The organism is Streptomyces uncialis (assembly GCF_001905345.1).
Taxonomy (GTDB): domain Bacteria; phylum Actinomycetota; class Actinomycetes; order Streptomycetales; family Streptomycetaceae; genus Streptomyces; species Streptomyces uncialis.
The window spans coordinates 325149-348037 of sequence record NZ_LFBV01000010.1 but is presented as its reverse complement, the minus strand read 5'-3'; the positions used below and the strand labels follow the sequence as shown (position 1 = coordinate 348037).

20 protein-coding genes and 4 CRISPR repeat arrays (1 of these 24 only partly in view) are annotated in these 22889 nt (G+C 71.5%); of the genes, 10 read left to right on the top strand and 10 right to left on the bottom strand.

What is annotated here, in order from left to right:
• Positions 1-132: 132 nt before the first annotated feature.
• A complete protein-coding gene (locus AB852_RS31830) occupies positions 133-873 on the bottom strand; it encodes an MBL fold metallo-hydrolase (RefSeq protein ID WP_073793670.1) in 741 nt (246 codons plus the stop codon).
• A gap of 182 nt (positions 874-1055) precedes the next feature.
• Between AB852_RS31830 and hrcA the strand changes: the two genes are divergently transcribed.
• The 7 genes from hrcA to AB852_RS31790 all read left to right on the top strand — a co-directional run bounded on the left by hrcA (position 1056) and on the right by AB852_RS31790 (position 10699).
• On the top strand, positions 1056-2072 hold the full coding sequence (hrcA, locus tag AB852_RS31825; RefSeq protein ID WP_073794294.1) for a heat-inducible transcriptional repressor HrcA: 1017 nt from the start codon (positions 1056-1058) through the stop codon (positions 2070-2072).
• A complete protein-coding gene (gene dnaJ / locus AB852_RS31820; RefSeq protein WP_073793669.1) occupies positions 2073-3209 on the top strand; it encodes a molecular chaperone DnaJ in 1137 nt (378 codons plus the stop codon). It abuts the gene before it with no gap.
• Between the two features lie 306 nt (positions 3210-3515).
• Positions 3516-4589: a nitronate monooxygenase gene (locus tag AB852_RS31815; protein WP_073793668.1), complete on the top strand. Its 1074-nt coding sequence runs from the start codon at positions 3516-3518 to the stop codon at positions 4587-4589.
• Positions 4586-5344, top strand: coding sequence for a 16S rRNA (uracil(1498)-N(3))-methyltransferase (locus AB852_RS31810; RefSeq protein ID WP_073793667.1), 759 nt, complete (start codon positions 4586-4588; stop codon positions 5342-5344). Before AB852_RS31815 ends, AB852_RS31810 begins: the two co-directional genes overlap by 4 nt.
• A gap of 340 nt (positions 5345-5684) precedes the next feature.
• Positions 5685-9191 (top strand): S41 family peptidase, encoded by a 3507-nt coding sequence (locus AB852_RS41105; protein WP_245876992.1) that lies wholly within the window; start codon positions 5685-5687, stop codon positions 9189-9191.
• A 242-nt stretch (positions 9192-9433) separates the two neighbouring features.
• The gene (locus AB852_RS31795; RefSeq protein WP_073793666.1) at positions 9434-9787 is read left to right on the top strand and encodes a histidine triad nucleotide-binding protein; all 354 of its coding nucleotides are present in this window, start codon (positions 9434-9436) and stop codon (positions 9785-9787) included.
• Positions 9788-9793: 6 nt separating this feature from the next.
• Positions 9794-10699, top strand: a complete 906-nt coding sequence (locus AB852_RS31790) for a ribonuclease Z (protein WP_073793665.1) — start codon at positions 9794-9796, stop codon at positions 10697-10699.
• Between the two features lie 98 nt (positions 10700-10797).
• Here the strand turns inward: AB852_RS31790 and AB852_RS31785 are convergent, their stop codons facing one another.
• The 6 genes from AB852_RS31785 to AB852_RS31760 form a co-directional block, all read right to left on the bottom strand.
• The gene (locus tag AB852_RS31785) at positions 10798-11010 is read right to left on the bottom strand and encodes a DUF397 domain-containing protein (RefSeq protein WP_073793664.1); all 213 of its coding nucleotides are present in this window, start codon (positions 11008-11010) and stop codon (positions 10798-10800) included.
• Between the two features lie 79 nt (positions 11011-11089).
• Positions 11090-11305, bottom strand: coding sequence for a DUF397 domain-containing protein (locus AB852_RS31780; RefSeq protein WP_073793663.1), 216 nt, complete (start codon positions 11303-11305; stop codon positions 11090-11092).
• A gap of 78 nt (positions 11306-11383) precedes the next feature.
• Positions 11384-11593: a DUF397 domain-containing protein gene (locus tag AB852_RS31775; RefSeq protein ID WP_073793662.1), complete on the bottom strand. Its 210-nt coding sequence runs from the start codon at positions 11591-11593 to the stop codon at positions 11384-11386.
• Positions 11594-11701: 108 nt separating this feature from the next.
• The gene (locus tag AB852_RS31770; protein ID WP_073793661.1) at positions 11702-11908 is read right to left on the bottom strand and encodes a DUF397 domain-containing protein; all 207 of its coding nucleotides are present in this window, start codon (positions 11906-11908) and stop codon (positions 11702-11704) included.
• A gap of 144 nt (positions 11909-12052) precedes the next feature.
• Positions 12053-12265: a DUF397 domain-containing protein gene (locus AB852_RS31765; RefSeq protein ID WP_073793660.1), complete on the bottom strand. Its 213-nt coding sequence runs from the start codon at positions 12263-12265 to the stop codon at positions 12053-12055.
• Positions 12265-13095, bottom strand: coding sequence for a helix-turn-helix domain-containing protein (locus tag AB852_RS31760; RefSeq protein ID WP_073793659.1), 831 nt, complete (start codon positions 13093-13095; stop codon positions 12265-12267). The genes AB852_RS31765 and AB852_RS31760 overlap by 1 nt, the downstream gene beginning before the upstream one ends.
• Before the next feature lie 1059 nt (positions 13096-14154).
• Here AB852_RS31760 and AB852_RS31745 point away from each other — a divergent pair.
• Both AB852_RS31745 and AB852_RS31740 read left to right on the top strand, forming a co-directional pair.
• Entirely contained in the window at positions 14155-14352 is a 198-nt protein-coding gene (locus AB852_RS31745) for a hypothetical protein (protein WP_143201314.1), read from the top strand.
• A gap of 216 nt (positions 14353-14568) precedes the next feature.
• Positions 14569-15450: a CRISPR direct-repeat array (repeat unit 28 nt; unit sequence GGACCACCCCCGCGCGTGCGGGGACGAC).
• 448 nt (positions 15451-15898) lie between these two features.
• Positions 15899-16537 (top strand): hypothetical protein, encoded by a 639-nt coding sequence (locus AB852_RS31740; protein WP_143201313.1) that lies wholly within the window; start codon positions 15899-15901, stop codon positions 16535-16537.
• 189 nt (positions 16538-16726) lie between these two features.
• Here AB852_RS31740 and AB852_RS31735 read toward each other — a convergent pair whose 3' ends face one another.
• The 3 genes from AB852_RS31735 to AB852_RS31725 all read right to left on the bottom strand — a co-directional run bounded on the left by AB852_RS31735 (position 16727) and on the right by AB852_RS31725 (position 19678).
• Entirely contained in the window at positions 16727-17239 is a 513-nt protein-coding gene (locus tag AB852_RS31735) for a hypothetical protein (protein ID WP_073793654.1), read from the bottom strand.
• A gap of 203 nt (positions 17240-17442) precedes the next feature.
• Positions 17443-17958: direct repeats of the CRISPR family, unit length 28 nt; unit sequence GGACCACCCCCGCGCGTGCGGGGACGAC.
• 61 nt (positions 17959-18019) lie between these two features.
• Positions 18020-18589: a hypothetical protein gene (locus tag AB852_RS31730; protein WP_073793653.1), complete on the bottom strand. Its 570-nt coding sequence runs from the start codon at positions 18587-18589 to the stop codon at positions 18020-18022.
• A gap of 33 nt (positions 18590-18622) precedes the next feature.
• Positions 18623-19678, bottom strand: coding sequence for a NucA/NucB deoxyribonuclease domain-containing protein (locus AB852_RS31725; RefSeq protein WP_143201312.1), 1056 nt, complete (start codon positions 19676-19678; stop codon positions 18623-18625).
• 604 nt (positions 19679-20282) lie between these two features.
• Positions 20283-21653: direct repeats of the CRISPR family, unit length 28 nt; unit sequence GGACCACCCCCGCGTGTGCGGGGCCGAC.
• Positions 21654-21952: 299 nt separating this feature from the next.
• Here AB852_RS31725 and AB852_RS31720 point away from each other — a divergent pair.
• Positions 21953-22327, top strand: coding sequence for a DUF7677 family protein (locus AB852_RS31720; protein ID WP_245876991.1), 375 nt, complete (start codon positions 21953-21955; stop codon positions 22325-22327).
• 158 nt (positions 22328-22485) lie between these two features.
• Positions 22486-22889: a CRISPR direct-repeat array (repeat unit 28 nt) (it continues 52 nt past the right edge of the window).

Below are 22889 nucleotides of genomic sequence, written 5' to 3'. Positions count from 1 at the left end.
CCAGGGGCGCGGGGAACTGCGCACCCCCGGACGACGGCACAGGAACAGGTACGCCCACCCGGACAGACCTCGAACCACCTGTACAGGAACAAGTGCGCCCGGCACAGCGAACCCAAAAGCCAGCGCACCGCCTCAGCGGAGACGCCCCAGCACCACCCGCTGCTCCCGCAAGAACCCCGCGTCGACCACCGCCCCGTGCCCCGGCACGTACACCGCCCCCGCGCCCCCGAGCCCCAGCAGCCGGTCCACCGCGAAAGGCCAGCGCAGCGCCTCCGCGTCGGGGCCCGCCTGCGGTTCCCCGGACTCCTCCACGAGATCACCGCAGAACACGACCGCGGGTTCCCCGGGCACCAGCACCGCGAGATCGTTGCGGGTGTGTCCGGGGCCCACGTCCGCGAGGACGGCCACGAGCCCCCCGAGATCCAGCGACAGCGACCCCGTCACCTCCACCCCGGGCGAGGCCAGCGCCTCCGCGGCCCGCGCGGCGTCGTCCGGCGCGACCCCGTGCCGTACCGCGTCCGCCCGCAGCTCCTCGCGCCCCGCGGTCAGCACCGCCCCGATCCCCGCCGCCCCGTACACCCGCGCGGTGCCGAAGACGGACGCCCCCATCACATGGTCGAAGTGCGCGTGCGTCAGCGCGACATGGGTGACCTCGCGGACACGCCCGGGTCCGCCCCGCAGCAGCCGCCGGGTCTGCTCCCGCAGCTCGGCCCCCTCCCGCAGGGTCGACCCCGCGTCGACCAGCAGGGCCGCCCGGTCGCCCACGACCAGCCCGACCGTGCAGTCCCAGCCCGGCAGCCGCCGCCGCCCCGCCCGGGGAGCCAGCCGTTCCCAGCCCTCCGCCGCCCAGTCGGTCTCTTCCGTTCTCCGCATACCGTGACGCTAGGTCATCCCCGCAGGACGCACGACGGCACCCGTCCTGAGCCTCGTGCGCCCCGGCCTTGCTACGTGCGCACCCACCGGCCGTACACTGGGCCGGGGAACTCTGGCACTCGACCGTCATGAGTGCCAAGCAGTGGAAAGAGCTGGGGCAGGCGAAGCGGGAGGTGTGCGCGATGCTCAGTGAACGCAGGCTGGAAGTGCTGCGCGCCATCGTCCAGGACTACGTCGGTACGGAGGAGCCGGTCGGCTCCAAGGCGCTGACCGAGCGGCACAGTCTCGGTGTCTCCCCGGCGACCGTCCGCAACGACATGGCGGCGCTGGAGGAGGAGGGGTTCATCGCCCAGCCGCACACCAGCGCGGGGCGTATCCCCACCGACAAGGGGTATCGCCTGTTCGTGGACAAGCTGGCGGGGGTCAAACCGATGACGGCGCCCGAGCGGCGCGCCATCCAGAACTTCCTCGACGGCGCGGTCGACCTCGACGACGTGGTCGGCCGTACGGTGCGGCTGCTGGCGCAGCTCACCCGGCAGGTCGCCGTCGTGCAGTACCCGTCGCTGACCCGTTCGACCGTGCGGCACGTGGAACTGCTGTCGCTGTCGCCCGCGCGCGTGATGCTCGTCCTGATCACGGACACGGGCCGGGTCGAGCAGCGGCTGGTCGACTGCCCGGCGCCCTTCGGGGAGAGCTCGGTCGCGGATCTGCGGGCCCGGCTCAACAGCAGGGTCGCCGGCCGCCGCTTCGCGGATGTCCCGCAGCTCGTGCAGGACCTCCCCGATGTCTTCGAGAACGAGGACAGGGGTACCGTCTCGACTGTCCTCTCCACCCTGCTGGAGACCTTGGTCGAGGAGATCGAGGAGCGGCTGATGATCGGCGGAACCGCCAATCTGACCCGCTTCGGACATGACTTTCCTCTCGTGATCCGGCCCGTCCTGGAGGCCCTTGAGGAGCAGGTCGTGCTCCTCAAACTCCTTGGTGAGGCGAAGGATTCGGGCATGACCGTACGGATCGGTCATGAGAACGCCCACGAGGGGCTCAACTCCACGTCCGTCGTGTCGGTGGGCTACGGTTCGGGCGGCGAGGCAGTCGCCAAGCTCGGCGTGGTCGGCCCGACCCGCATGGACTACCCGGGAACGATGGGAGCAGTACGCGCAGTGGCACGTTACGTCGGACAGATCCTGGCGGAGTCGTAAGTGGCCACGGACTACTACGCCGTACTCGGCGTACGCCGCGACGCATCCCAGGACGAGATCAAGAAGGCGTTCCGCAGGCTCGCACGCGAGCTGCATCCGGACGTCAACCCCGATCCGAAGACCCAGGAGCGGTTCAAGGAGATCAACGCCGCCTACGAGGTGCTGTCGGACCCGCAGAAGAAGCAGGTCTACGACCTCGGCGGCGACCCGCTGTCCGCGTCGGGCGGTGCGGGGGCCGGTGGCTTCGGCGCCGGTGGCTTCGGCAACTTCTCCGACATCATGGACGCCTTCTTCGGCACGGCGTCGCAGCGCGGTCCGCGCTCGCGGACCCGCCGTGGCCAGGACGCGATGATCCGGCTGGAGATCGAGCTGGACGAGGCGGCCTTCGGGACCACCAAGGACCTCCAGGTCGACACGGCCGTCGTCTGCGGCACCTGTAGCGGCGAGGGCGCGGCTCCGGGCACCAGCGCGCAGACCTGTGACATGTGCCGGGGCCGGGGTGAGGTCTCCCAGGTGACCCGCTCGTTCCTCGGCCAGGTCATGACCTCGCGCCCGTGCCCGCAGTGCCAGGGCTTCGGCACGGTCGTGCCGACGCCGTGCCCCGAGTGCGCGGGCGACGGCCGGGTGCGGTCCCGTCGCACCCTGACGGTGAAGATCCCGGCGGGCGTCGACAACGGCACCCGTATCCAGCTCGCGGGCGAGGGCGAGGTCGGCCCCGGCGGTGGCCCCGCCGGTGACCTCTATGTCGAGATCCATGAGCTGCCGCACGCGGTGTTCCAGCGTCGCGGGGACGATCTGCACTGCACGGTCACCCTCCCGATGACAGCCGCCACGCTCGGTACGAAGGTGCCGCTGGAGACGCTGGACGGGATGGAGGAGATCGACATCCGGCCCGGGACCCAGTCCGGGCAGTCGATCCCGCTGCACGGGCGGGGTGTCACGCATCTGCGGGGCGGCGGCCGGGGCGATCTCGTCGTCCATGTCGAGGTGCAGACCCCGTCGAAGCTGGACCCCGAGCAGGAACGGCTGGTGCGGGAGCTGGCCAAGCTGCGCGGCGAGGAGCGGCCGACCGGTCAGTTCCAGCCAGGTCAGCAGGGCTTGTTCTCCCGGTTGAAGGACGCGTTCAACGGTCGCTGAGCCGTCGTCCGGCGCCGCGTCGGTGGTACGTGGACGCGGCGCCGGACATCCGTCCGTGATACGTCGGCGCGCGGCGGTCCGGACCGGCGCCGGACCGGTTCCCGAGCGGTGTCCCGGGGGTGGCTTGTCCCCGCCCCCGGCCCTACGGTGCGTACTCGGCCACCCATACTCGTAGAACCGTCAATTACCGCCCTGACCAGCGGAAACAGTCGTCTTTAGAGGGGCTGTCAGTACGCTCTCGCGGCTGAATATGCCAGGCACACGGCTGGATTCGGACTTGCGCGGGCGACGTGACAACATGCCGTCATGTCCTCCGCACTGACCGATCTCCTCCCTCGTCCGATCGTGCAGGCCCCGATGGCGGGCGGTGTGTCCCGGCCTCTGCTCGCCGCCGCCGTGTCCGACGCGGGCGGGCTGGGATTCCTCGCCGCCGGGTACAAGACCGCCGACGGGATGTACCAGGAGATCAAGGAACTGCGGAGTCTGACCGCCCGGCCGTTCGGCGTCAATGTCTTCATGCCCCAGCCCGAGTACGCCGACCCGGCCGTCGTCGCCGTGTACGGCCATCAGCTCGCGGGCGAGTCCGCCTGGTACGACACCGAGCTGGGCGACCCCGACCACGGCCGCGACGACGGGTACGACGCGAAGCTCGCGATCCTCGTGGACGACCCCGTCCCCGTCGTCTCGTTCCACTTCGGCTGTCCGACCCCCGGGGTCCTCGACTCGCTGCGCAAGGTCGGCACCGTCACCCTCGTCACCGCCACCACCCCCGAGGAGGCGCTGGCCGTGGAACGGGCGGGCGCCGACGGGGTGATCGTCCAGGGCATCGAGGCGGGCGGCCACCAGGGCACCCACCGGGACACCACCGAACACGACGGCACCGGCATCGGGCTCCTCACCCTTGTCGCCCGGGTCCGGGAGGCCGTGGAACTGCCGGTCGTCGCCACCGGGGGGCTGATGCGCGGCAGCCAGATCGCCGCCGTCCTCGCCGCCGGGGCCGACGCCGCGCAGCTCGGCACCGCCTTCCTCCCCACCCCCGAGTCCGGCGCCCATCTGCTGCACAAGCACGCCCTCACCGACCCGCTGTACGCGCGCACCGAACTCACCCGCGCCTTCACCGGCCGCCCCGCCCGCGGCCTGGTCAACCGCTTCCTGCGCGAGCACGGCCCGTACGCCCCCGCCGCGTACCCGCAGGTCCACCACCTCACCGCCGGACTGCGCAAGGCCGCCGCGCGGGCCGCCGACCCGCAGGGCATGGCCCTGTGGGCCGGACAGGGCCACCGGCTCGCCCGCGAGATGCCCGCCGGACAGCTCATGGACGTCCTGTACGACGAACTCGCCGACGCCGCCGAGACCCTGGCCTTCGGGAGGGCTTCATGACCGCACCCGTCTTCGTCGTCGACGACCTCGCGACCGTCAGGTCCGGGCCCGGCGGACGCTTCGTCCTCGACGGTCCGGAAGGGCGGCACGCCGTGTCCGTCAAGCGGCTGCGTGCCGGCGAGGACGTCGTCCTCACGGACGGGCGGGGCGCCTGGGCCGACTGCGTCGTCCTCGCCACCGAGGGCAAGGACCGGCTCGTCGTCCAGCTCGACTCGGTCAGCGAGGAACCCGCCGAGACGCCCCGGATCACCGTCGTCCAGGCGCTGCCCAAGGGCGACCGCGGGGAACTCGCCGTCGAGACCATGACCGAGACCGGTGTCGACGCGATCGTGCCGTGGGCCGCGTCCCGGTGCGTCACGCAGTGGCGCGGCGACCGGGGCGCGAAGGCCCTCGCGAAGTGGCGGGCCACCGCCCGGGAGGCCGGGAAGCAGTCCCGCCGGGTGCGGTTCCCCGAGGTGTCCGACCTCATGACCACGAAGCAGGTCGCGGGGCTGCTGGCCGGCGCGGATCTCGCGGCGGTCCTGCACGAGGACCGCGAGCACGGGAGCGTGCCGCTCGCGACGGCCGAACTCCCCGTGGACGGGGGGATCGTGCTCGTCGTGGGGCCCGAGGGGGGTGTCTCGCCGGAGGAGCTCGCGGTGTTCGCGGGGGCCGGGGCGGGGACGTACCGGCTGGGGCCGAGCGTGCTGCGGACGTCCACGGCGGGGACGGCCGCGACGGCACTGGTCCTCGGCCGGACGGGCCGCTGGTCCTGACCCCTACGGCCCGCCGTGTTTCCTGCGATCGCACCCGCGCGCCCGGGACGTACCCGCACACGGACAGTAGGTCCAGGGGGACGAACCCAGGGGCGCGGGGAACTGCGCACCCCGGACGTACCGCACGGGAACAAGTAGGTCCAGCGGGACGAACCTAAGGGGCGCGGGGAACCGCGCGAACCCATGAACCACCCCGCACCGGAACCCGCACCGGAACCCGCACCGGAACCCGCACCGGAGCCCGTACGGGCAACCCTGGGGACCCGGGGACGTGGGGTGACGGGCGGTGAGGTGATCGAAACCGCTGACCGGCGGAGCCACCGCTGCCTAGGGTGATCGGGTGACTCAGTCTGCGTACTTCCGGTACCCCCATGTCCACGGCGAGTTGATCGCCTTCACGGCAGAGGACGACGTCTGGATCGCGCCACTCGACGGCGGCCGCGCATGGCGGGTCAGCGCCGACAACGTGCCCGTCAGCCACCCCCGTATCTCCCCGGACGGCACCACCGTCGCCTGGACCTCGACCCGCGACGGCGCCCCCGAGATCCACGTGGCCCCCGTGGACGGCGGCCCCTCCCGGCGGCTCACCCACTGGGGCGGCCCCCGCACCACCGTCCGCGGCTGGACCCCCGACGGCCGGGTCCTCGCACTCGGCGCCCACGACCAGGCGAGCACCCGTCGTTCCTGGGCCCGCGCGGTCCCCCTCGACGGCGGTCCCGCCGAGACCCTGCCTTACGGACCCGTCGGCGACGCCGTGTTCGGCCCCGGCGGACGGACCGTCCTGCTCTCCGCGCCGATGGGCCGCGAGGCCGCCTGGTGGAAGCGCTACCGGGGCGGCACCGCGGGCAAACTGTGGATCGACCGCGACGGCGACGGGGAGTTCGTCCGGTTCCACGAGGACCTCGACGGCAACATCGAGTACCCGCTCCAGGTCGGTGAGCGCGTCGCGTTCCTCTCCGACCACGAGGGCGTCGGCGCGCTCTACTCGTCCCTCGCGGACGGGACGGACCTGCGCCGCCACACCCCCGTCGACGGCTTCTACGCCCGCCACGCGGCCACCGACGGCACCCGCGTCATCTACACCAGCGCCGGTCAACTCCTGCTCCTGGACAGCCTGGACGACGTGAACGGCCCGGCGGGCTCCGACCGCCCGACCACCGGCCCCCGCCCCCTGACCGTCCGTCTCGGCGGCCAGCGCACCGACCTCCAGCCGCATCCCGTCAGCGCCGCCCGCTGGTTCGGCGCCGCCGCCCCCGACCACACCGGACGCGGCAGCGCGCTCGCCGTCCGGGGCGCGGTGCACTGGGTCACCCACCGCGAGGGCCCCGCCCGCGCCCTCGCCGCCGAGCCCGGGGTACGGGCGCGGCTGCCCCGGACCTTCCGGGTGGCGGGGGAGGAGCACGTCGTCTGGGTCACCGACGCGGAGGGCGAGGACGCGCTGGAGTTCATCCCCGCGACCGGCACCCCGAGCGCGACCGGCACCCCGGACGCCACGGGCACCCCGGACGCCACCGGAGCCTCCGCCGACGCCCAGAACGGCACCGGCACCGGCACCGGCACTCCGAACGGGGACGCCACCCCGAACACCACCGGCACCCCGGACGCCGACGCCACCCGTCCGGACAAGGCCCCCGGCGCCACGGCCGACGCGACCCCCCGGACCACCCCGACCCCCGACAAGACCACCACCACCTCAGACCCGGCGACCACCCCCGACCCGCCCACGGAGGACACCACCTCCCCGGCGCAGGCGGCCCCCCGGCGAATCGCGCGCGGCCAGCTCGGCCGTGTGGTCGGACTGGCGATGGCTCCCGACGGCGGACGGGCCGCCGTCGCCGCGCACGACGGACGCGTCCTCCTCGTCGAACGGACCACCGGCGAGGTCCGCGAGATCGACAGCAGCGAGTACGGCGACGCCTCCGGACTGACCTTCTCCCCGGACTCCGCCTGGCTCGCCTGGTCGCACCCCGGACCGGGCCCGCTGCGCCAGCTCAAACTCGCGCACACCGCCGACGGCACCGTCACCGAGGCGACCCCGCTGCGCTTCCAGGACCACTCGCCCGCCTTCACCGCCGACGGCAGACACCTCGCGTTCCTCTCCGCCCGTGCCTTCGACCCCGTCTACGACGAGCATGTCTTCGACCTCGCGTTCGTGGAGAGCGCCCGGCCGCATCTGATCACCCTCGCCGCGACCACTCCGTCCCCCTTCGGACCGCAGCGCCACGGCCGCCCGTTCGAGACCCCCGACAAGGACGAGACCCCCGACAGCGAGGGCGCCCCCGCCACCCGTATCGACCTCGAAGGGCTCGCCGACCGCATCGTGCCGTTCCCCGTGGAGGCCGGCCGCTACTCCACCCTGCGGGCCGCGAAGGACGGCGTGCTGTGGCTGCGGCACCCGGTCGTCGGTGTCCTCGGCGCCACCCGCGCCACCCCCGACGACGCGGAACCCAAGACCGAGCTGGAACGTTACGACCTGGTCCAGCGACGGGTGGAGCATCTGGCGGGCGACGCCGACCACTACGCCGTCAGCGGCGACGGCAAACGCGTCCTGCTGTGGACCGACGGCAAACTCAAGGTCGTCCCCAGCGACCGCCGCGCACCCGCCGACGAGGACGGCGACAACAATCTCACCGTCGACCTCTCCCGCGTCCGCCAGCAGATCGACCCGGCCGCCGAATGGCGGCAGATGTACGCGGAGGCCGGACGGCTGATGCGCGACAACTTCTGGCGCCCCGACCTCGGCGGCGTCGACTGGGACGGCGTCCTCGACCGCTACCGCCCCGTCCTCGACCGGATCGCCACCCACGACGACCTCGTCGACCTGCTGTGGGAGGTCCAGGGCGAACTCGGCACCTCCCACGCGTACGTCATCCCCAGCGGCGGCGGCTGGGGCTCGTCCGACTCCCAGGGGCTCCTCGGCGCCGACCTCACCCGGCACGCCGACGGCCGCTGGCGGATCGACCGCGTCCTGCCGTCCGAGACCTCCGACCCCCGGGCCCGTTCCCCGCTCGCCGCGCCCGGGGTCGCGGTCCGCGTGGGCGACGCCGTCGTCGCGGTCGGCGGACGCCCCGTCGACCCGGTCACCGGCCCCGCCCCCCTGCTCGCCGGGACGGCGGGCAAACCCGTCGAACTGACCGTCCTGCCCGGCGCGGGCGGCGAGCCCCGGCATGTCGTCGTCGTCCCGCTGGACGACGAGGAACCCCTGCGCTACCACGCCTGGGTCACCGACCGGCGCGCCCATGTCACCACGCTGTCCGGGGGGCGCCTCGGCTACCTCCACGTCCCCGACATGATGGCGCCCGGCTGGGCCCAGATCCACCGCGATCTGCGGGTCGAGGTCACCCGCGAGGGCCTGATCGTCGACGTCCGGGAGAACCGGGGCGGCCACACCTCGCAGCTCGTCGTGGAGAAACTCGCCCGCCGGATCGTCGGCTGGGACCTGCCGCGCGGCCAGGCCCCGACCAGCTATCCGCAGGACGCGCCACGCGGCCCGGTCGTCGCCGTCGCCAACGAGTTCTCCGGCTCCGACGGCGACATCGTCAACGCCGCCATCAAGGCCCTCGGCATCGGCCCCGTCGTCGGCACCCGGACCTGGGGCGGTGTCGTCGGCATCGACAGCCGCTACCGCCTGGTCGACGGCACCCTCGTCACCCAGCCGAAGTACGCCTTCTGGCTGGACGGATACGGCTGGGAGGTGGAGAACCACGGCGTCGACCCGGACGTCGAGGTCGCCCAGACCCCGCAGGACCACGCGGCCGGACGGGACCCCCAACTGGACGAGGCCGTCCGTATCGCCCTCGCGTCCCTCGCGGAACGCCCGGCCCGCACCCCGCCGCAGCTCCCCTGACCGGATGGCCACGGGCGCGGTTGCCCTGACCCCGCCCTGACCACCGGTCCGGTTCATCCGACCCCGGCCCGGCCACCGTGCGGTTCATCCGACCCGGCCCGGCCACCTGTGCGGCGCCCCGTCCCCCGACCGGGCGCCGCACGGGTGACCCCCGGACGGCGCCCCCGCCCCGGATAGCATGCGAACCGACGCCCCGGCACCGCCCGTGTGCCGCCCCGATCACCGAGGAGACGTGACGAAACGTGGCCGGAGAGCCGCAGGCCGACTGCCTGTTCTGCAAGATCGTCGCTGGCGACGTACCCGCGACGGTCGTCCGCGAGACCGACACCACGGTCGCGTTCCGGGACATCAACCCCCAGGCGCCCACCCACATCCTGGTCATCCCGAAGGTCCACCACCCCGACGCGGCCTCGCTCGCCGCCGCCGAACCGCAGATCGCGGCGGACGTGCTCAAGGAAGCCGCCGAGGTCGCCGCGCAGGAACAGGCGACCAGCTACCGGATCGTCTTCAACACCGGCTCCGGCGCGGGCCAGACCGTCTTCCACGCCCACGCGCACGTCCTGGGCGGCCGTGGCCTCCAGTGGCCCCCCGGGTGATCCGCCGTGTCGGTACGTGAACTCGTCGTCCTCGGCACCGCCAGCCAGGTACCCACCCGGCACCGCAACCACAACGGCTATCTGCTGCGCTGGGACGGCCAGGGCATCCTCTTCGACCCCGGCGAGGGCACCCAGCGGCAGATGCTGCGCGCCGGGGTCGCCGCGCACGACATCGACCGGATCTGCGTCACCCACTTCCACGGCGACCACTCGCTCGGCCTCGCCGGGGTCATCCAGCGCATCAACCTCGACCGCGTCACCCACCCCGTCACCGCCCACTACCCCGCCTCCGGCCAGCACTTCTACGACCGGCTGCGCCACGCGACCGCGTACCGCGAGACGGTACGGCTGGACGAGGCACCCGTCAGCGGCGACGCCGCCGTCCTCACCCACTCCGGCCCCTACCGGCTGGAGGCACGCAGGCTCTCCCACCCCGTCGAGGCGTACGGCTACCGCCTGGTGGAGCCCGACGGCCGTCGGATACTGCCCGCGCTGCTCGCCGAACGCGGCATCTCGGGCCCGGACGTGGGCCGCCTCCAGCGGGACGGCGAACTGCGGGGCGTCCGCCTGGACGAGGTGAGCGAGGTCCGGCGCGGCCAGCGGTTCGCCTTCGTCATGGACACCCGGCTCTGCGACGGCGTGCACGAACTCGCGGCCGGCTGCGACATGCTGGTCATCGAGTCCACGTTCCTCGCCCCCGACGAGTCCCTCGCCACGGAGTACGGCCACCTCACAGCGGCCCAGGCCGCCGGCGTGGCCACCGAGGCAGGCGTCCGCCACCTGGTCCTCACCCACTTCAGCCAGCGCTACCCCGACCCCGAGGCCTTCGAACAGGAGGCCCGCGACGCGGGGTTCGAGGGCGAACTGACGGTAGCGGCGGACCTGATGAGGGTGTCGTTGCCGAAACGGTGACCCGGTCCCGACACGGAGAAGCCCCGCCGCTCCGGAGGAGGGAGCGGGCGGGGCGTGGCACATGTGCGGGTGGTGGTGCGGTGCGGTACGGCGCGGTTCTACAGCGCGGTGGACCGGGCGAGGCTGACGAGCCCGGCGAAGGCGTCGGCGGACACCATCAGTACGGGGCCGTCGGTGCGTTTGCTGTCCCGGACGGGGACGGTGCCGGTCGCGGTGACGTTGGACGGGGCCCACTCGACGCAGGCGCCGCCGTTCTCGGTGCTGTGGGAGGACTTGACCCAACGGGGCGAGGAGGAGGTTTCCTTGGCCATCACAGGATGCCCTTCCGTGGTTGGTCGACCATGGCGACGAACTCTGTCTGCGAGGCAGCTTTGAGCTGGAGACGCGCTCCTACAGCTCAGCGGATCGGGCTAGGCGGACCAGTCCGGCGAACGCGTCGGCGGACACCATCAGGACGGGCCCGTCGGTGCGTTTGCTGTCCCGAACGGGGACGATTCCGGTCACGGTGACGTTGGACGGGGCCCACTCGACGCAGGACCCGCCGTTCTCGGTGCTGTAGGAGGACTTGACCCAACGGAACTGGGGAGCGCTGGTCTTGGCGATCACGCAATGCCCTTTCGTAGGTGGTCGACCTCGGCGAAGGACTTCGCCTGAGCGCGGCAGCTTTGAGCTGGAGCCGCGTTTCTACAGTGCGCTGGACCGGGCGAGACGGACCAGCCCGGCGAAGGCGTCGGCGGAGATCATCAGTACGGGGCCGGTCGGACGCTTGCTGTCCCGGACGGGGATGATGCCGGTCGCGGTGACGTTCGAGGGGGCCCACTCGACGCAGGATCCGCCGTTCTGAGTGCTGTAGGAGGACTTGACCCAGATGCTTGCAGGGGAGTTCGTTGTCATGGGATGCCCTTTCGTGTTCGGTCGGAAGAGCCCCGCCACACCCCTGGTTCCGGAGGGTGGCGGAGCTGCCCGATGAGAACGGATAGGAGGTGCGACGCCCCCGGATGATCAGGCGGCGCCGAACTCTTCAGCCTTGATGGCTGCCACGAAGGTGGTGAACGCGGTGCTGGGGAGGTTCAGCACCGGCCCGCCCGCAGTCTTCGAATCACGGACGGGAACGGTGCCTCGTGAGGCCGCGAGATTGGCGGCGACCTCCACGCAGGCGCCACCGTTGCCGCTGTAGGAGGACTTGAACCAGAGGGGGGTGTCCGTCACGGGGTGCCCTTTCGTCGCTGCGATCACGCCCACCGATGCCGCTTCAGGCAGCGATTCGGTCTGGGGTCGGTTTGGAGCCCCCGCCGCTCCGGAGGAGGGAGCGGGCGGGGCGTGGCGCACGTGCGGGGTGGGGCGGTTCGGCTTCTACAGCGCGGCGGACCGGGCGAGGCTGACGAGCCCGGCGAACGCGTCGGCGGACACCATCAGGACGGGCCCGTCGGTGCGCTTGCTGTCCCGGACGGGGACGATGCCGGTCGCGGTGACGCTGGACGGCGCCCACTCGACGCAGGTTCCACCATTGTCGGTGCTGTAGGAGGACTTGACCCAACGGAACTGGGGAGCGTTGGTCTTGGCCATCACACAATGCCCTTTCGTAGCTCTTCGATCATGGCGACAGACTCCGCCTGAGAGACTGCCGCGATCTGAAGCTGATGGTAGTTCCTCACCAGCGGCAGTACGGATGACAGCTCACGGTCTAGATACCCCTGGGTCTGCGACTCTACGTAGGACATCAGGGAACGGTCAGGCATCGTCAGCAGATGGACGACTCTGTTGAACGGTCGCCGCGCACCCATCGAGTACGGGGCGATCTGAAGCCAGGAGTTGGGTAGCTCCGCGAACTCAAGCAGCCGCACTAGCTGCGCGTCCATCACATCTGGGCCGCCGATGGGCCGACGAATGCAGCTCTCGTCCAAGACCACGAAGATCAAGGGGGGCGGCGTCCGGAAGAGGGCCGCTTGGCGCCCTATCAGGTAGTCGACTCGTTCAGTGGCCTGTTCGGGGGTGATGTCCCCTCGCTCAGCGGCAGTGTTCGCGAACTCGCACGCGTAATCGCGAGTCTGAAGCGGTCCGGGAATCACTCCCGACTCGAACAGCCTCACTTCGGCCGCTCGACCCTCATGCGCCACATATTCCGGGAACCCCTCCAGAAGTGCCGTCTGCCGCACAGCCATGCTCTGCCGTTCGAACTGGTCTCCGGTATCAAATACCCGGTCAACACTTGCCGCGAACCGTCGAGTTGGTGGGCGGCGACCAGTTTCTACGGCGGAGATGTGCGACCCGGTACACCCGATGCGCTCTGCCAGCTCGTCCTGAGTCCAGCCACGGGCATCCCGCTTCATGCGCAGACGTGCACCGAAGGCTGCTTGAGGGCCGTCCTCGGGGTCCAGTTGCTTGCGGTTCACCATCCGAATCCCAACCAACCAATCAAATATCGCAAGTTGAACAGTGCTCCGAATCTAGGCCAACCTGAAGCCCTCCGGTAGTGGAGTCGCTACAGAGAGGTACGGCCGTGTCCGGTGAAAACGTAGCCACAGAGCGGCATGAACCCCAACTCAAGGTTGGGGAGCTGGTATTCGACAGGTCCAGGGGAGTCCTCGGGGTGGTCATGGATCTGATCACGGGGACGGGTTCGGGACGGTGCTGTCTACGGCCGCCCCGGGGTGGTGTCGAGTGGGACGCGTTGTGTACGGACGTTCGGCCGGCCACGGTGACGGACCAGCTCCGCCCCGCGCTGACCGAGGTGAACACGCGGAGCCGGGTGGAGCGGATGTGGGGATGACCGGCCCGAATGCGCAACGTCCTCGCTGACGCAAGGCCGACTTCAGACCACCGCTTCGCGTGGCAGCGTCCCTCCCGCGACGCTGCGGAGGACACGCGGAGCGGTACCCCCTCGGACCGGTGTGGTCATCACGCGGGCCGAGGGAAGGGGAGCGGATCGGTCCGCTCCCGGCCCCGGTCACTCCCGCCCGCCCTGTAGGAGCGGCCGGGGCCACCCGCCGGCGGGCGATGAGCCGCAAGCGCGGCTCCGCTCACAAACAAAAGCGCCCCGAAGGACCGTTGCACCGGTCCGTCGGGGCTCGCCGCCACAGCTTCGAAGGAGCTGAACGACGTATGCCAGATGTTATCGCCCGAGTGATCGCGTGGGCGCTCGGAGTCCTTCCGGGTACCCGCCGCACCCGTCCCGGACGCCACAGCGCCGAGTACCTCGCCGTCAGGGGCGAGCCCGTCCCCCTGGTCATCTGCGCCGCGCGTACCCCCATCCCCGCACACGTTCTCGCCAGGTCGGTCCCGTCGCCGTGGGGGCACCGGGTTCCGCCGTACCTGCGGGACTGGATCGGGGAACAGGAGGAACGGGCGCGGCAGCACGAGCGGCGGATGGAGGCAGCGGCGGCGACGTTCGGTGTGGACCTCCCGTTCACGTTCGACGGTTCCGGGGTGACTAGGGCCGGGGCGGAGGTGTCCGCATGAGGCTTGATGACTTGTTCCCCCGGGTGCCGCCGGTCTCGGGTGAGCACTGCTGCAAGTGCGGACGCTGGACGGAGGTACCGGTGGTCATCGGCTACGGAAGCATGAGCGGCGGCGCCAGCGTCACCCACTACGTATGCGCGCAACACGTACACACCCGAAGCCCCTGCACAGCCGACCACACCCAGTACGAGTAGAGCCCCCCTCATGTCGCGTACGGCACCCCGCCTTCGCACGCCTCACCTCCCGACCGGCCCTGACGCAGACGCACATCCACCGCAGCAGGGCCGGACCGCATCCCCGCGATCGCGGGGACCACTTCACACGCTCCAGGGTGTACTCGACGCACTTCGGAACATCCCCGCAGACGCGGGGACCACCTGATCCCGCCGCACTACGACGCCGCCAAGATGGGATCACCCCCGCAGATGCGGGGACGACGCCGCCCATGGGGACGCCCACCTGGACAATCTGGGACCACCCCCGCGCGTGCGGGGACGACCTACCGGGGCGCGACCCGAAGGGCCCACGCCACGGACCACCCCCGCGCGTGCGGGGACGACCCGATCGTCCACCACGTCACGGTCGAGGTCGTCGGACCACCCCCGCGCGTGCGGGGACGACCGATCCCTCGCGGCCGGCGTGTTCGCGGCCCCGGGACCACCCCCGCGCGTGCGGGGACGACTTCGCGCGGACGGACGGATTCTCCTCGGCCAGCGGACCACCCCCGCGCGTGCGGGGACGACCCGGCGCCCGTTGCCGACGACGAGGTAGCCAAAGGACCACCCCCGCGCGTGCGGGGACGACCGCGACACCCCGCCCACCACCACGCACTGGTGGGGACCACCCCCGCGCGTGCGGGGACGACGCCCTGTCCGGGAGTTACACCCGTGAGCCGCTGGGACCACCCCCGCGCGTGCGGGGACGACATGTTGTCCGCGATCCGCTCACGGTCCAGCGGGGGACCACCCCCGCGCGTGCGGGGACGACGTACCGTTTTCAGGTGCCACGCCAAAAGATGCAGGACCACCCCCGCGCGTGCGGGGACGACGCCGGCAAGAGCGGCGATCTGGGCCCGGTCCGGGGACCACCCCCGCGCGTGCGGGGACGACTCGATGGCCCAGATCAGGGTGTCGTTGGTCTGGGGACCACCCCCGCGCGTGCGGGGACGACCCCAGAGGCCGTAAACCCCTGATATCTCGGGGAGGACCACCCCCGCGCGTGCGGGGACGACTAACTTCCGTGTCGTTGGTCCAACGCATCCCGCGGACCACCCCCGCGCGTGCGGGGACGACACTTCCTGACCTGCGGGTCTATCCGGCTGAGGGGCCGTTTTCCTTTAGTGGGATCGGGGCCTTCGGTGGGGGCATCGGGTGGGCCCTTCGGTGGGGACCAACAGGGGCGTGGGCAGCGGTCGTTCTGGTCGGGTTCTGCGGCGGGTCGAGCCTACGGGGTGAATCTGCCGGGCGGGTTGCGAGTCCGCATGTCGCAGGGCCTGTCAGCGTCCCCGTAACGGTTCCGGGGTGCCAGCCTTGTCCTCCTGCCTGGTCCGGGCGCGCCGCTACGCGGGACCCGTCGGATCTCTGCGGGGCATGCAGGGAAGGCCCGCCATCACCACATCCTGCCGCAGCCGTAGCCCTGTTGTTGGGTCGGTTGGGCAGTGGTCCGGCGAATGCGGGACACTGCCCCTCGCGTCCGGGCTGTGCCGCTCGGGCGTGATGTTGAACGGCTTCTGGGGGGCCAGTGACTGATCAGCCGAAGAGACCGTTGCACCCGGACGAGGAGCTGGTCCGGTTCCACAACGGGAACACGCTCGACAACATGCCGGTGCCGCCCGAGCACCGGCCCGGGAGCAGCCGTACCCCGGGATGGAAGCTCGCGGTGGCGGCGGTCGGGAGTGGCGTCCTGGGAGCGCTCGTCATCGTCGGTATCGGCAGCCTCATGGACAGTGGCCCGCGGGAGCCCGTATCAAGGCCTGGTGCTGCGGCGAGTGCGGCGGTCGAGCGGAAGCCGTCGGTGTCTCCGAGTACGCAGGTGCGGCCTTCTGCGGCGGCGGAGGTGGAGGCGAAGGCGGCGCCGCTGGAGCAGGTGCGGATCATCCAGACGCCGCCGACGGGCGGTGACGCGGGTTCGACGTACTGCCTCTCGTACACCGGCTCGTCGTCCGGTGCGGAGCGGGAGGCGATCCTGCTGATGGGCGCCGCGGGCTACCAGTGCGACGACCACTTGCCGTTCGACCCGAGCGGGGAGACCTCCGCGTTCTCGACGGCGGCACCGGAGTGCGGGGGCGGTTCGCGCCCGGCGGTGCTGTCGTTCGCGGAGACGGGTGGCTGGGAGGGCGAAGTGATGTACACCTGCCTCACGGGGCAGCGCGGGGCGTAGGTGGGCCTACGGCTTGCCGCTCTTCGCCTCATCGCCCTCTTTGCCGGCGCGGGCTCCGCGCTTGCGTGCGAGCACCTGGCTGGGGCGTTGCCTCTGCGGAGGCGGGACTTGGGCCGACCGTGGAGGGGCGAGCATCGTGCTGTTCCGGCTCGTGGACGAACATGGGGGAGGGCGGCGCGGGCGCTCGGGTCATGCGTGAGTTCGTACGCGGTGCCGCTCCGCGTAGGACCAGGTCACCGCGGTCATCAGCGCCGGGATGGCGAGCAGCGGGGCGAAAGTGAGTGCCCAGACGGTCTGCGCGGGACCGCTCGCGAGGTACGTCTGACTCTCGACGGTGAGGGCGACCGCGATCTGCCACAGCGCCCCGACGACCAGGACGGCGGAGGCTGTACAGGCCAGTCGGGAGAGGGTCCGGGGCCGCAGCGGCTTCCACCGGTCGCTGACGAGCAGTAGCGGGAACAGGGCCGCCAACTCGCTGATGACGGCCAGTCCCGCGACGTACGCGATGCCCCACCCGGGGATGTCGAAGACATCGCGCAGGACCTGGTTGCTGTACCCGACGTAGATGCCGGAGGCCATGGCGATCCGCCACAGTCCGGAGGGGACGGCGCACAAGGCGATGGCGTGGGCGGCGCGGCGTGCCCAGGGGGGTGCGGAGGGTACAGCGGAGGGAGTGGGGAGCGCTGTCGTCATGACGTCCATGCTGGCGGTGGACGTGGCGGTTCGGCGTCGCTCTCGGGGAGGGCACGTACCTTGCCTGGTTCCACTTTTGGGCGGGGGGCTCTCCGCCGGGAGGGTGAGCGCCCTGGGGTTCTGGGGTGGTTGGGGCGGGCGACGGTGTGGTGGGTGGCCCCCGCGTGTGCGGGGCGGAACGCAGTACGTCGTCGTCACCGAGCCCGGCGTGAGGACCATCCCCGCGTGTGCGGGGACGACCTCCTCCCGGGCGACCGCCACGAGGCGGTCGGCGGACCACCCCCGCGCGTGGGGGGACGACAGCGATGACCTCCATGACAACGTCGGTGGCGAGGGACCACCCCCGCGCGTGCGGGGACGACGCGTCCCAGTCGTACGCGTTCACCCCGTGCGGCGGACCACCCCCGCGCGTGCGGGGACGACACGAGGTTCGATTCCTTGCGGCCCTTCGCGGCCGGACCACCCCCGCGCGTGCGGGGACGACAAGGACCTGGGCGTGGACCGCGGGTTCGGTGACGGACCACCCCCGCGCGTGCGGGGACGACCCACCCTGATCCGGGCCGCATCCGGCGAACAGGGGACCACCCCCGCGCGTGCGGGGACGACCTCCCGGCGCGCGGATTCGTGCGCGTCCTCCGGGGACCACCCCCGCGCGTGCGGGGACGACGACCGTCGTCATGGACACGGTGCCGCGTCTGGCGGACCACCCCCGCGTGTGCGGGGCCGACGCGTCGAGATCGGGAAGACCTGAGATGAAAGTCTACGTTTTCAGTGCATGGGACGGGGCGGTCAGGTGTGGTCGTCTTGTTCGGCGCGTTTGAGGATGTCGTGTTCGATGGCTGCCTGACCTTGCGGTCCGTGGTTGATGATCCGGGTGGCGGAACGGGGCACCGCGCGTTGGTCCGCTCCGTACCGGTCGCCCGTCCTGACGAGGGCGGGTGGCTGCGGCGGAGCTGGCCAGCAGTCGATGCGATACCACTCCACGACGGTCTCGACCGTCGTGTCGACGGCCGTGTCCCGCCCTCTGGCAGCCACGCGGAGGCGGTAGTCGCCCGGTCCGGCAGCCAGTGGCAGCGGGTCGGTGCCGTCGCCGGTCAGGGAGTGGAGCACCACCTCGCCGGTCGGTGAGTGGAAGGAGATCTCGGCGATCTCCTCCCACTGCCCCGGGGCGAGCGCGGGTTCGCCGGTGTGCGGTGCGAAGGAGACGGAGACATCTCCGGTGTGGATACCGGTCAGGATCTCGATGCTGCCGTCGTCAGCGGCGACGAGCCCCGTAAGTGAAGCGTCGATGTCGTCGGTGACGGCGCCGCCGGGGTCGCTGATGCGGAACAGGTGGTACTCGGCGAAGACGGTGCTCAACTCGGTCCCCTGGGTTGGTCGCGGCGGATTCTGTCACCTGATCCAGACGAGGAACTTGTCCTTCTCAAGAATGCGGCTGTACGTGTAGAAGCCGTTCAGCGCACGGCCGCCCTCGGTGTTCTGCGTTTCGTTGATCATGCGCCAGCTGTACTTCCCGTCCCCCGTACGGGCGCCCTGCCAGGTGGAGGCGAAAGGGTACTCGTCGCAGGACTTGCCAGCAGGGCGGGGCCTGCTGGAGGGGCACGCCTTCTTGCGGTTCTTCTTGATCTTGGCCGTGTCGGTGAGGCGGGTCAGGTACCGGGATGTTCCGAACTTGCCCGGCAGCCGCCTCGTGTCCTGTGCGTACCTGATGTGCTTCGCGAGCTCGGGCCAGGGACCGGTGGTGCTGTAGGAGACGACCGGTATGTAGCCGGGGTTCACGCACCCGACCTGCCTGGTCGTGCCGGGCAGCGCGTTGTCGCACCGGACGTCCGTCGTGGCCAGCCGTGTCGAGTTCGAGGGTGTGGCCCACGCCGGGTTGGCGAACCTCCAGCTCGCGACACTGGTGCCCGTCCCCTTCTGGTTGCGGGCCGCAGTGTTGATCGTGGTGTCCATGAAGAACTGACCGAACGGCTCCTTGTTCGCGGTGATCGCCTGCCGGGGGAAGTCGCTGCTGCGCACCTTGCACTTGCCCGTGCAGGAAGCGCTGCCGGAGACGGTCGTCCCGCTCACCCCGGTGCCCCACCGCGACACCTCCATGAGCTGGACCTGGTAGGCCCACGTCCGAGCGTCCCGGGCCGTGAAGTGGTAGCCGGTGATCAGATACGTGATACCCCCGATCTCCCGCCCGGTCCGAGCGTCGCGGACCGTGAGCTTGGCCCGGAAGATCCCGCATCCCCGCGTGCGGTCGATGTACCAGGCGTTCGCCACACCGTGATCGTCGCACCAGGCGGGCGTCCTCCACACCTGCCGTGCCGCCCAGAGCGCGGCCTGGTCGGGAACCGCAGATGTGTCCGCCGCTTGTGTGGTGACGCAGGCGACATACGGTTCATCTGCCCGCTGCCGGGCTGCGGCGAGCTGCGCCTGGCAGTCCTCGGTACCGAGCGTCAAGTCCCCGCCTGCGGACGTCGGTCCGGGCGGCGCTGTGGCGGCGGCGCCGACTGAGCCCTGTGGTGCGGGTTGGGTCGCTGAGGCCGGACCAGCCGTCAGGCCGGCAACCAGAACCAGAGCGGCGCTGCTTGTCGCGCATAAATTCTTGAATCGCAAACCCCATCACTCCCCGTGTCGAGCACACGCGGGAGCCAGAATCGGTGCATGCGCTCCCCCGTGCGCAGGACCGATCCCACCACGCTGGAAGATCAGCCACAGCGGAGGATCTGGTCACGAACCGCATATGCGTGGCGCGTTCGGCCATGGACAGTCGGCGACTGCCTCGCACCAAGAAGGCTGACGTGTCGTCGACGGGTCCTCGCGTTCGCGCGCGGGGCCACGTCCTGCCTCCCGGACAGCCGCGGTGCATGGCGGGCGGACCGGCTGACCTGGCTGCGGCCCGGCTGATCACTGAGGGAGCGGGGCCCTTGGATGGTGAAGCCGACATGTCTGCGCAAGCGTCCGGAATGGCCCCGCGTGTGCGGGGACCACTGCGGTCAAATGCTCCAGACTATCCCCGCGCGGGGATCACTCCGCGCAGGCGAGAAGGCGGAGCATCCTGATCGGACCACCTCCCCGTGTGCGGGGCCGACCAGAGGGCGTGGCGGCGCCAGGAGGACAACACGGGACCACCCCCGCGTGCGCGGGGCCGACTCGCTGCCCGAGGCGGAGGGGCGCGTCGACTGGGGACCACCCCCGCGTGTGCGGGGCCGACTCAGCGAGTCGCCGAGAACTCAACCGAGCCATCGGACCACCCCCGCGTGTGCGGGGCCGACCGCACGAGCTCGGCGTCGATGTCGGGGACGATGGGACCACCCCCGCGTGTGCGGGGCCGACCCACCGCGGCGATAGCCCTCCTGGCCGCCGCGTGGACCACCCCCGAGTGTGCGGGGCCGACGGCCGACCATACGTATCCGCTGGCGCCGGACTCGGACCACCCCCGCGTGTGCGGGGCCGACGTTCTGCGGCGGGAGGGCGACCTGGTGACCGCGGGACCACCCCCGCGTGTGCGGGGCCGACGACGGGTGCCACTGCCTGGGTAAGGGCCACGGCGGACCACCCCCGCGTGTGCGGGGCCGACGGCGTGGGTCCATCGCAGCGGCCAGCCGCCGTACGGACCACCCCCGCGTGTGCGGGGCCGACGCCGTGATCCAGACGGAGTCGGGCCGGAACCCCGGACCACCCCCGCGTGTGCGGGGCCGACACCGTGCGGGCCGACTACCTCGACGGCCCCGGCGGACCACCCCCGCGTGTGCGGGGCCGACGGGCAGGCCCGGTCGCTGGCGAACACGAACGCGGGACCACCCCCGCGTGTGCGGGGCCGACATCTCCTCCAGGCGGTCGGACACCGTCTGGCGCGGACCACCCCCGCGTGTGCGGGGCCGACCACCGGCCACAGCTCCAGCGGCAGCGACGAGCCGGACCACCCCCGCGTGTGCGGGGCCGACATCAACTCCAGCTCAAACTCCAGCCCGGTGGAGGGACCACCCCCGCGTGTGCGGGGCCGACGGCCGCCGACGTCCCGCTGCACTGGGTCGACCAGGACCACCCCCGCGTGTGCGGGGCCGACGGGGCGGGCGGCCCCGGCGGCGGGGGCGGGGGGGATCACCCCCGCGTGTGCGGGGCCGACCCTTCTTGCTGGCGGCGGGCGCGGAGCTGTTCTGGACCACCCCCGCGTGTGCGGGGCCGACCTGGAGGCGACGTTTGGCGGCGGACGGCGCGGGGGACCACCCCCGCGTGTGCGGGGCCGACGTGCCGACCGTCCATCAGCAGCCGCGCCTGGTCGGACCACCCCCGCGTGTGCGGGGCCGACACCCGGAACGACGTCCGCGTCACGGACGAAGCCGGACCACCCCCGCGTGTGCGGGGCCGACTGCCCGGAGCCTGGTGAGGGCGAAGCAGGGGCCGGGACCACCCCCGCGTGTGCGGGGCCGACACTTACTGACCTGCGGGTTTATCTGGCCAAGAGCCCGTTTTCCTTTAGTGGGGTCGGGGGCCTCGGAAACGGCATCGGTTGCCTCTCGGTGGAAGTGGTCGGTGGACATCCACCGTTCGACTGGCCGGGTTCCACGATGGAGCAAGCCTATGAGGGAATCCGCATTGGGCGGTGTGATCCAGCAGGTTGGCTCGCGGCTCCGAGACGCCGGGCGGACCTGACGTGTTGGCTCACCGGTCGAGTCGGCCAGCACCCCGCCCACGTCGTCCTCGCTGAGGCCTCCAGTCTGCGCTTCGCCTATGTCCAGCCGAGGGCTGGCCGCCAGCAAGGCGAGCCAATCGCTTTGCACCGCTCTCATGGAAGATGACCTTGTGACGCACCTTCCGACAGATGTACGGGCCGCTCTCAGGCTCTTCGCGTTCTACCTGGGCAACGGCACACTGGAAGTCGAGCTGCTGGACGGGATCGACTACCGTGCCCATCTGCTCGTGTTCGGCTCCGACCTTGAGATGATTTTCGCGATCTTCTGCAACGTCCTCGAAGTGGATGAGCACGGCCACACGCTCAACTACGGCGATGCCGAGTACCGCGCGGCCCAATGGGTCCGCAGACGCTGTGACCCCGCGTACCAGGTGGAGCCACCGTTCGAAGCGTGGGAGACCGAGCTTCACTGAAGTCCGGACTCACAGTCACCGAACCTGTCTGAGGCCGTGGGCAACACGCAGCGCGGCCAGAACCACTGCTCACTCTCCGTTGACCGCCACACTCGTCGTCAGCAGTGGAAGACCCCCACGCGGGGGCGGCAGTGGCCAGGGCTGCAAGGCGCCCATCCAGGGCCACCCCCGCGTACGCGGGGACCACATCCACGGCTCACGCGCCCCGCCCATGCCCCGGGGACCACCCCCGCGTGTGCGGGGACCACCTCGGCCGTCGCTCGCGCCCAACATCTGGCGCCGGACCACCCCCGCGTGTGCGGGGACCACGCCGGGCCGGCTTCGGCCGCGCCTTCGAACAGGGGACCACCCCCGCGTACGCGGGGACCACTTCGAGGCCAGTGACGACGCGCAGTCCTGCGCGGGACCACCCCCGCGTACGCGGGGACCACGCCACCACGGCGAAGAGCTGCCACCACATCCGCGGATCACCCCCGCGTACGCGGGGACCACGCCCCGCGGCTTGAGGACCTGTTCGATCGTGAAGGATCACCCCCGCGTACGCGGGGACCACCGTGGGCAA

Bases quoted from the DNA above. Each gene is read 5' to 3' on its own strand.
- AB852_RS31830 (WP_073793670.1), bottom strand. From the start codon at position 873: ATGCGGAGAACGGAAGAGACCGACTGGGCGGCGGAGGGCTGGGAACGG.
- hrcA (WP_073794294.1), top strand. From the start codon at position 1,056: ATGCTCAGTGAACGCAGGCTGGAAGTGCTGCGCGCCATCGTCCAGGAC.
- AB852_RS31815 (WP_073793668.1), top strand. From the start codon at position 3,516: ATGTCCTCCGCACTGACCGATCTCCTCCCTCGTCCGATCGTGCAGGCC.
- AB852_RS31810 (WP_073793667.1), top strand. From the start codon at position 4,586: ATGACCGCACCCGTCTTCGTCGTCGACGACCTCGCGACCGTCAGGTCC.
- AB852_RS31785 (WP_073793664.1), bottom strand. From the start codon at position 11,010: ATGGCCAAGGAAACCTCCTCCTCGCCCCGTTGGGTCAAGTCCTCCCAC.
- AB852_RS31775 (WP_073793662.1), bottom strand. From the start codon at position 11,593: ATGACAACGAACTCCCCTGCAAGCATCTGGGTCAAGTCCTCCTACAGC.
- AB852_RS31765 (WP_073793660.1), bottom strand. From the start codon at position 12,265: ATGGCCAAGACCAACGCTCCCCAGTTCCGTTGGGTCAAGTCCTCCTAC.
- AB852_RS31760 (WP_073793659.1), bottom strand. From the start codon at position 13,095: ATGGTGAACCGCAAGCAACTGGACCCCGAGGACGGCCCTCAAGCAGCC.
- AB852_RS31745 (WP_143201314.1), top strand. From the start codon at position 14,155: ATGAGGCTTGATGACTTGTTCCCCCGGGTGCCGCCGGTCTCGGGTGAG.
- AB852_RS31735 (WP_073793654.1), bottom strand. From the start codon at position 17,239: ATGGACGTCATGACGACAGCGCTCCCCACTCCCTCCGCTGTACCCTCC.
- AB852_RS31720 (WP_245876991.1), top strand. From the start codon at position 21,953: ATGTCCAGCCGAGGGCTGGCCGCCAGCAAGGCGAGCCAATCGCTTTGC.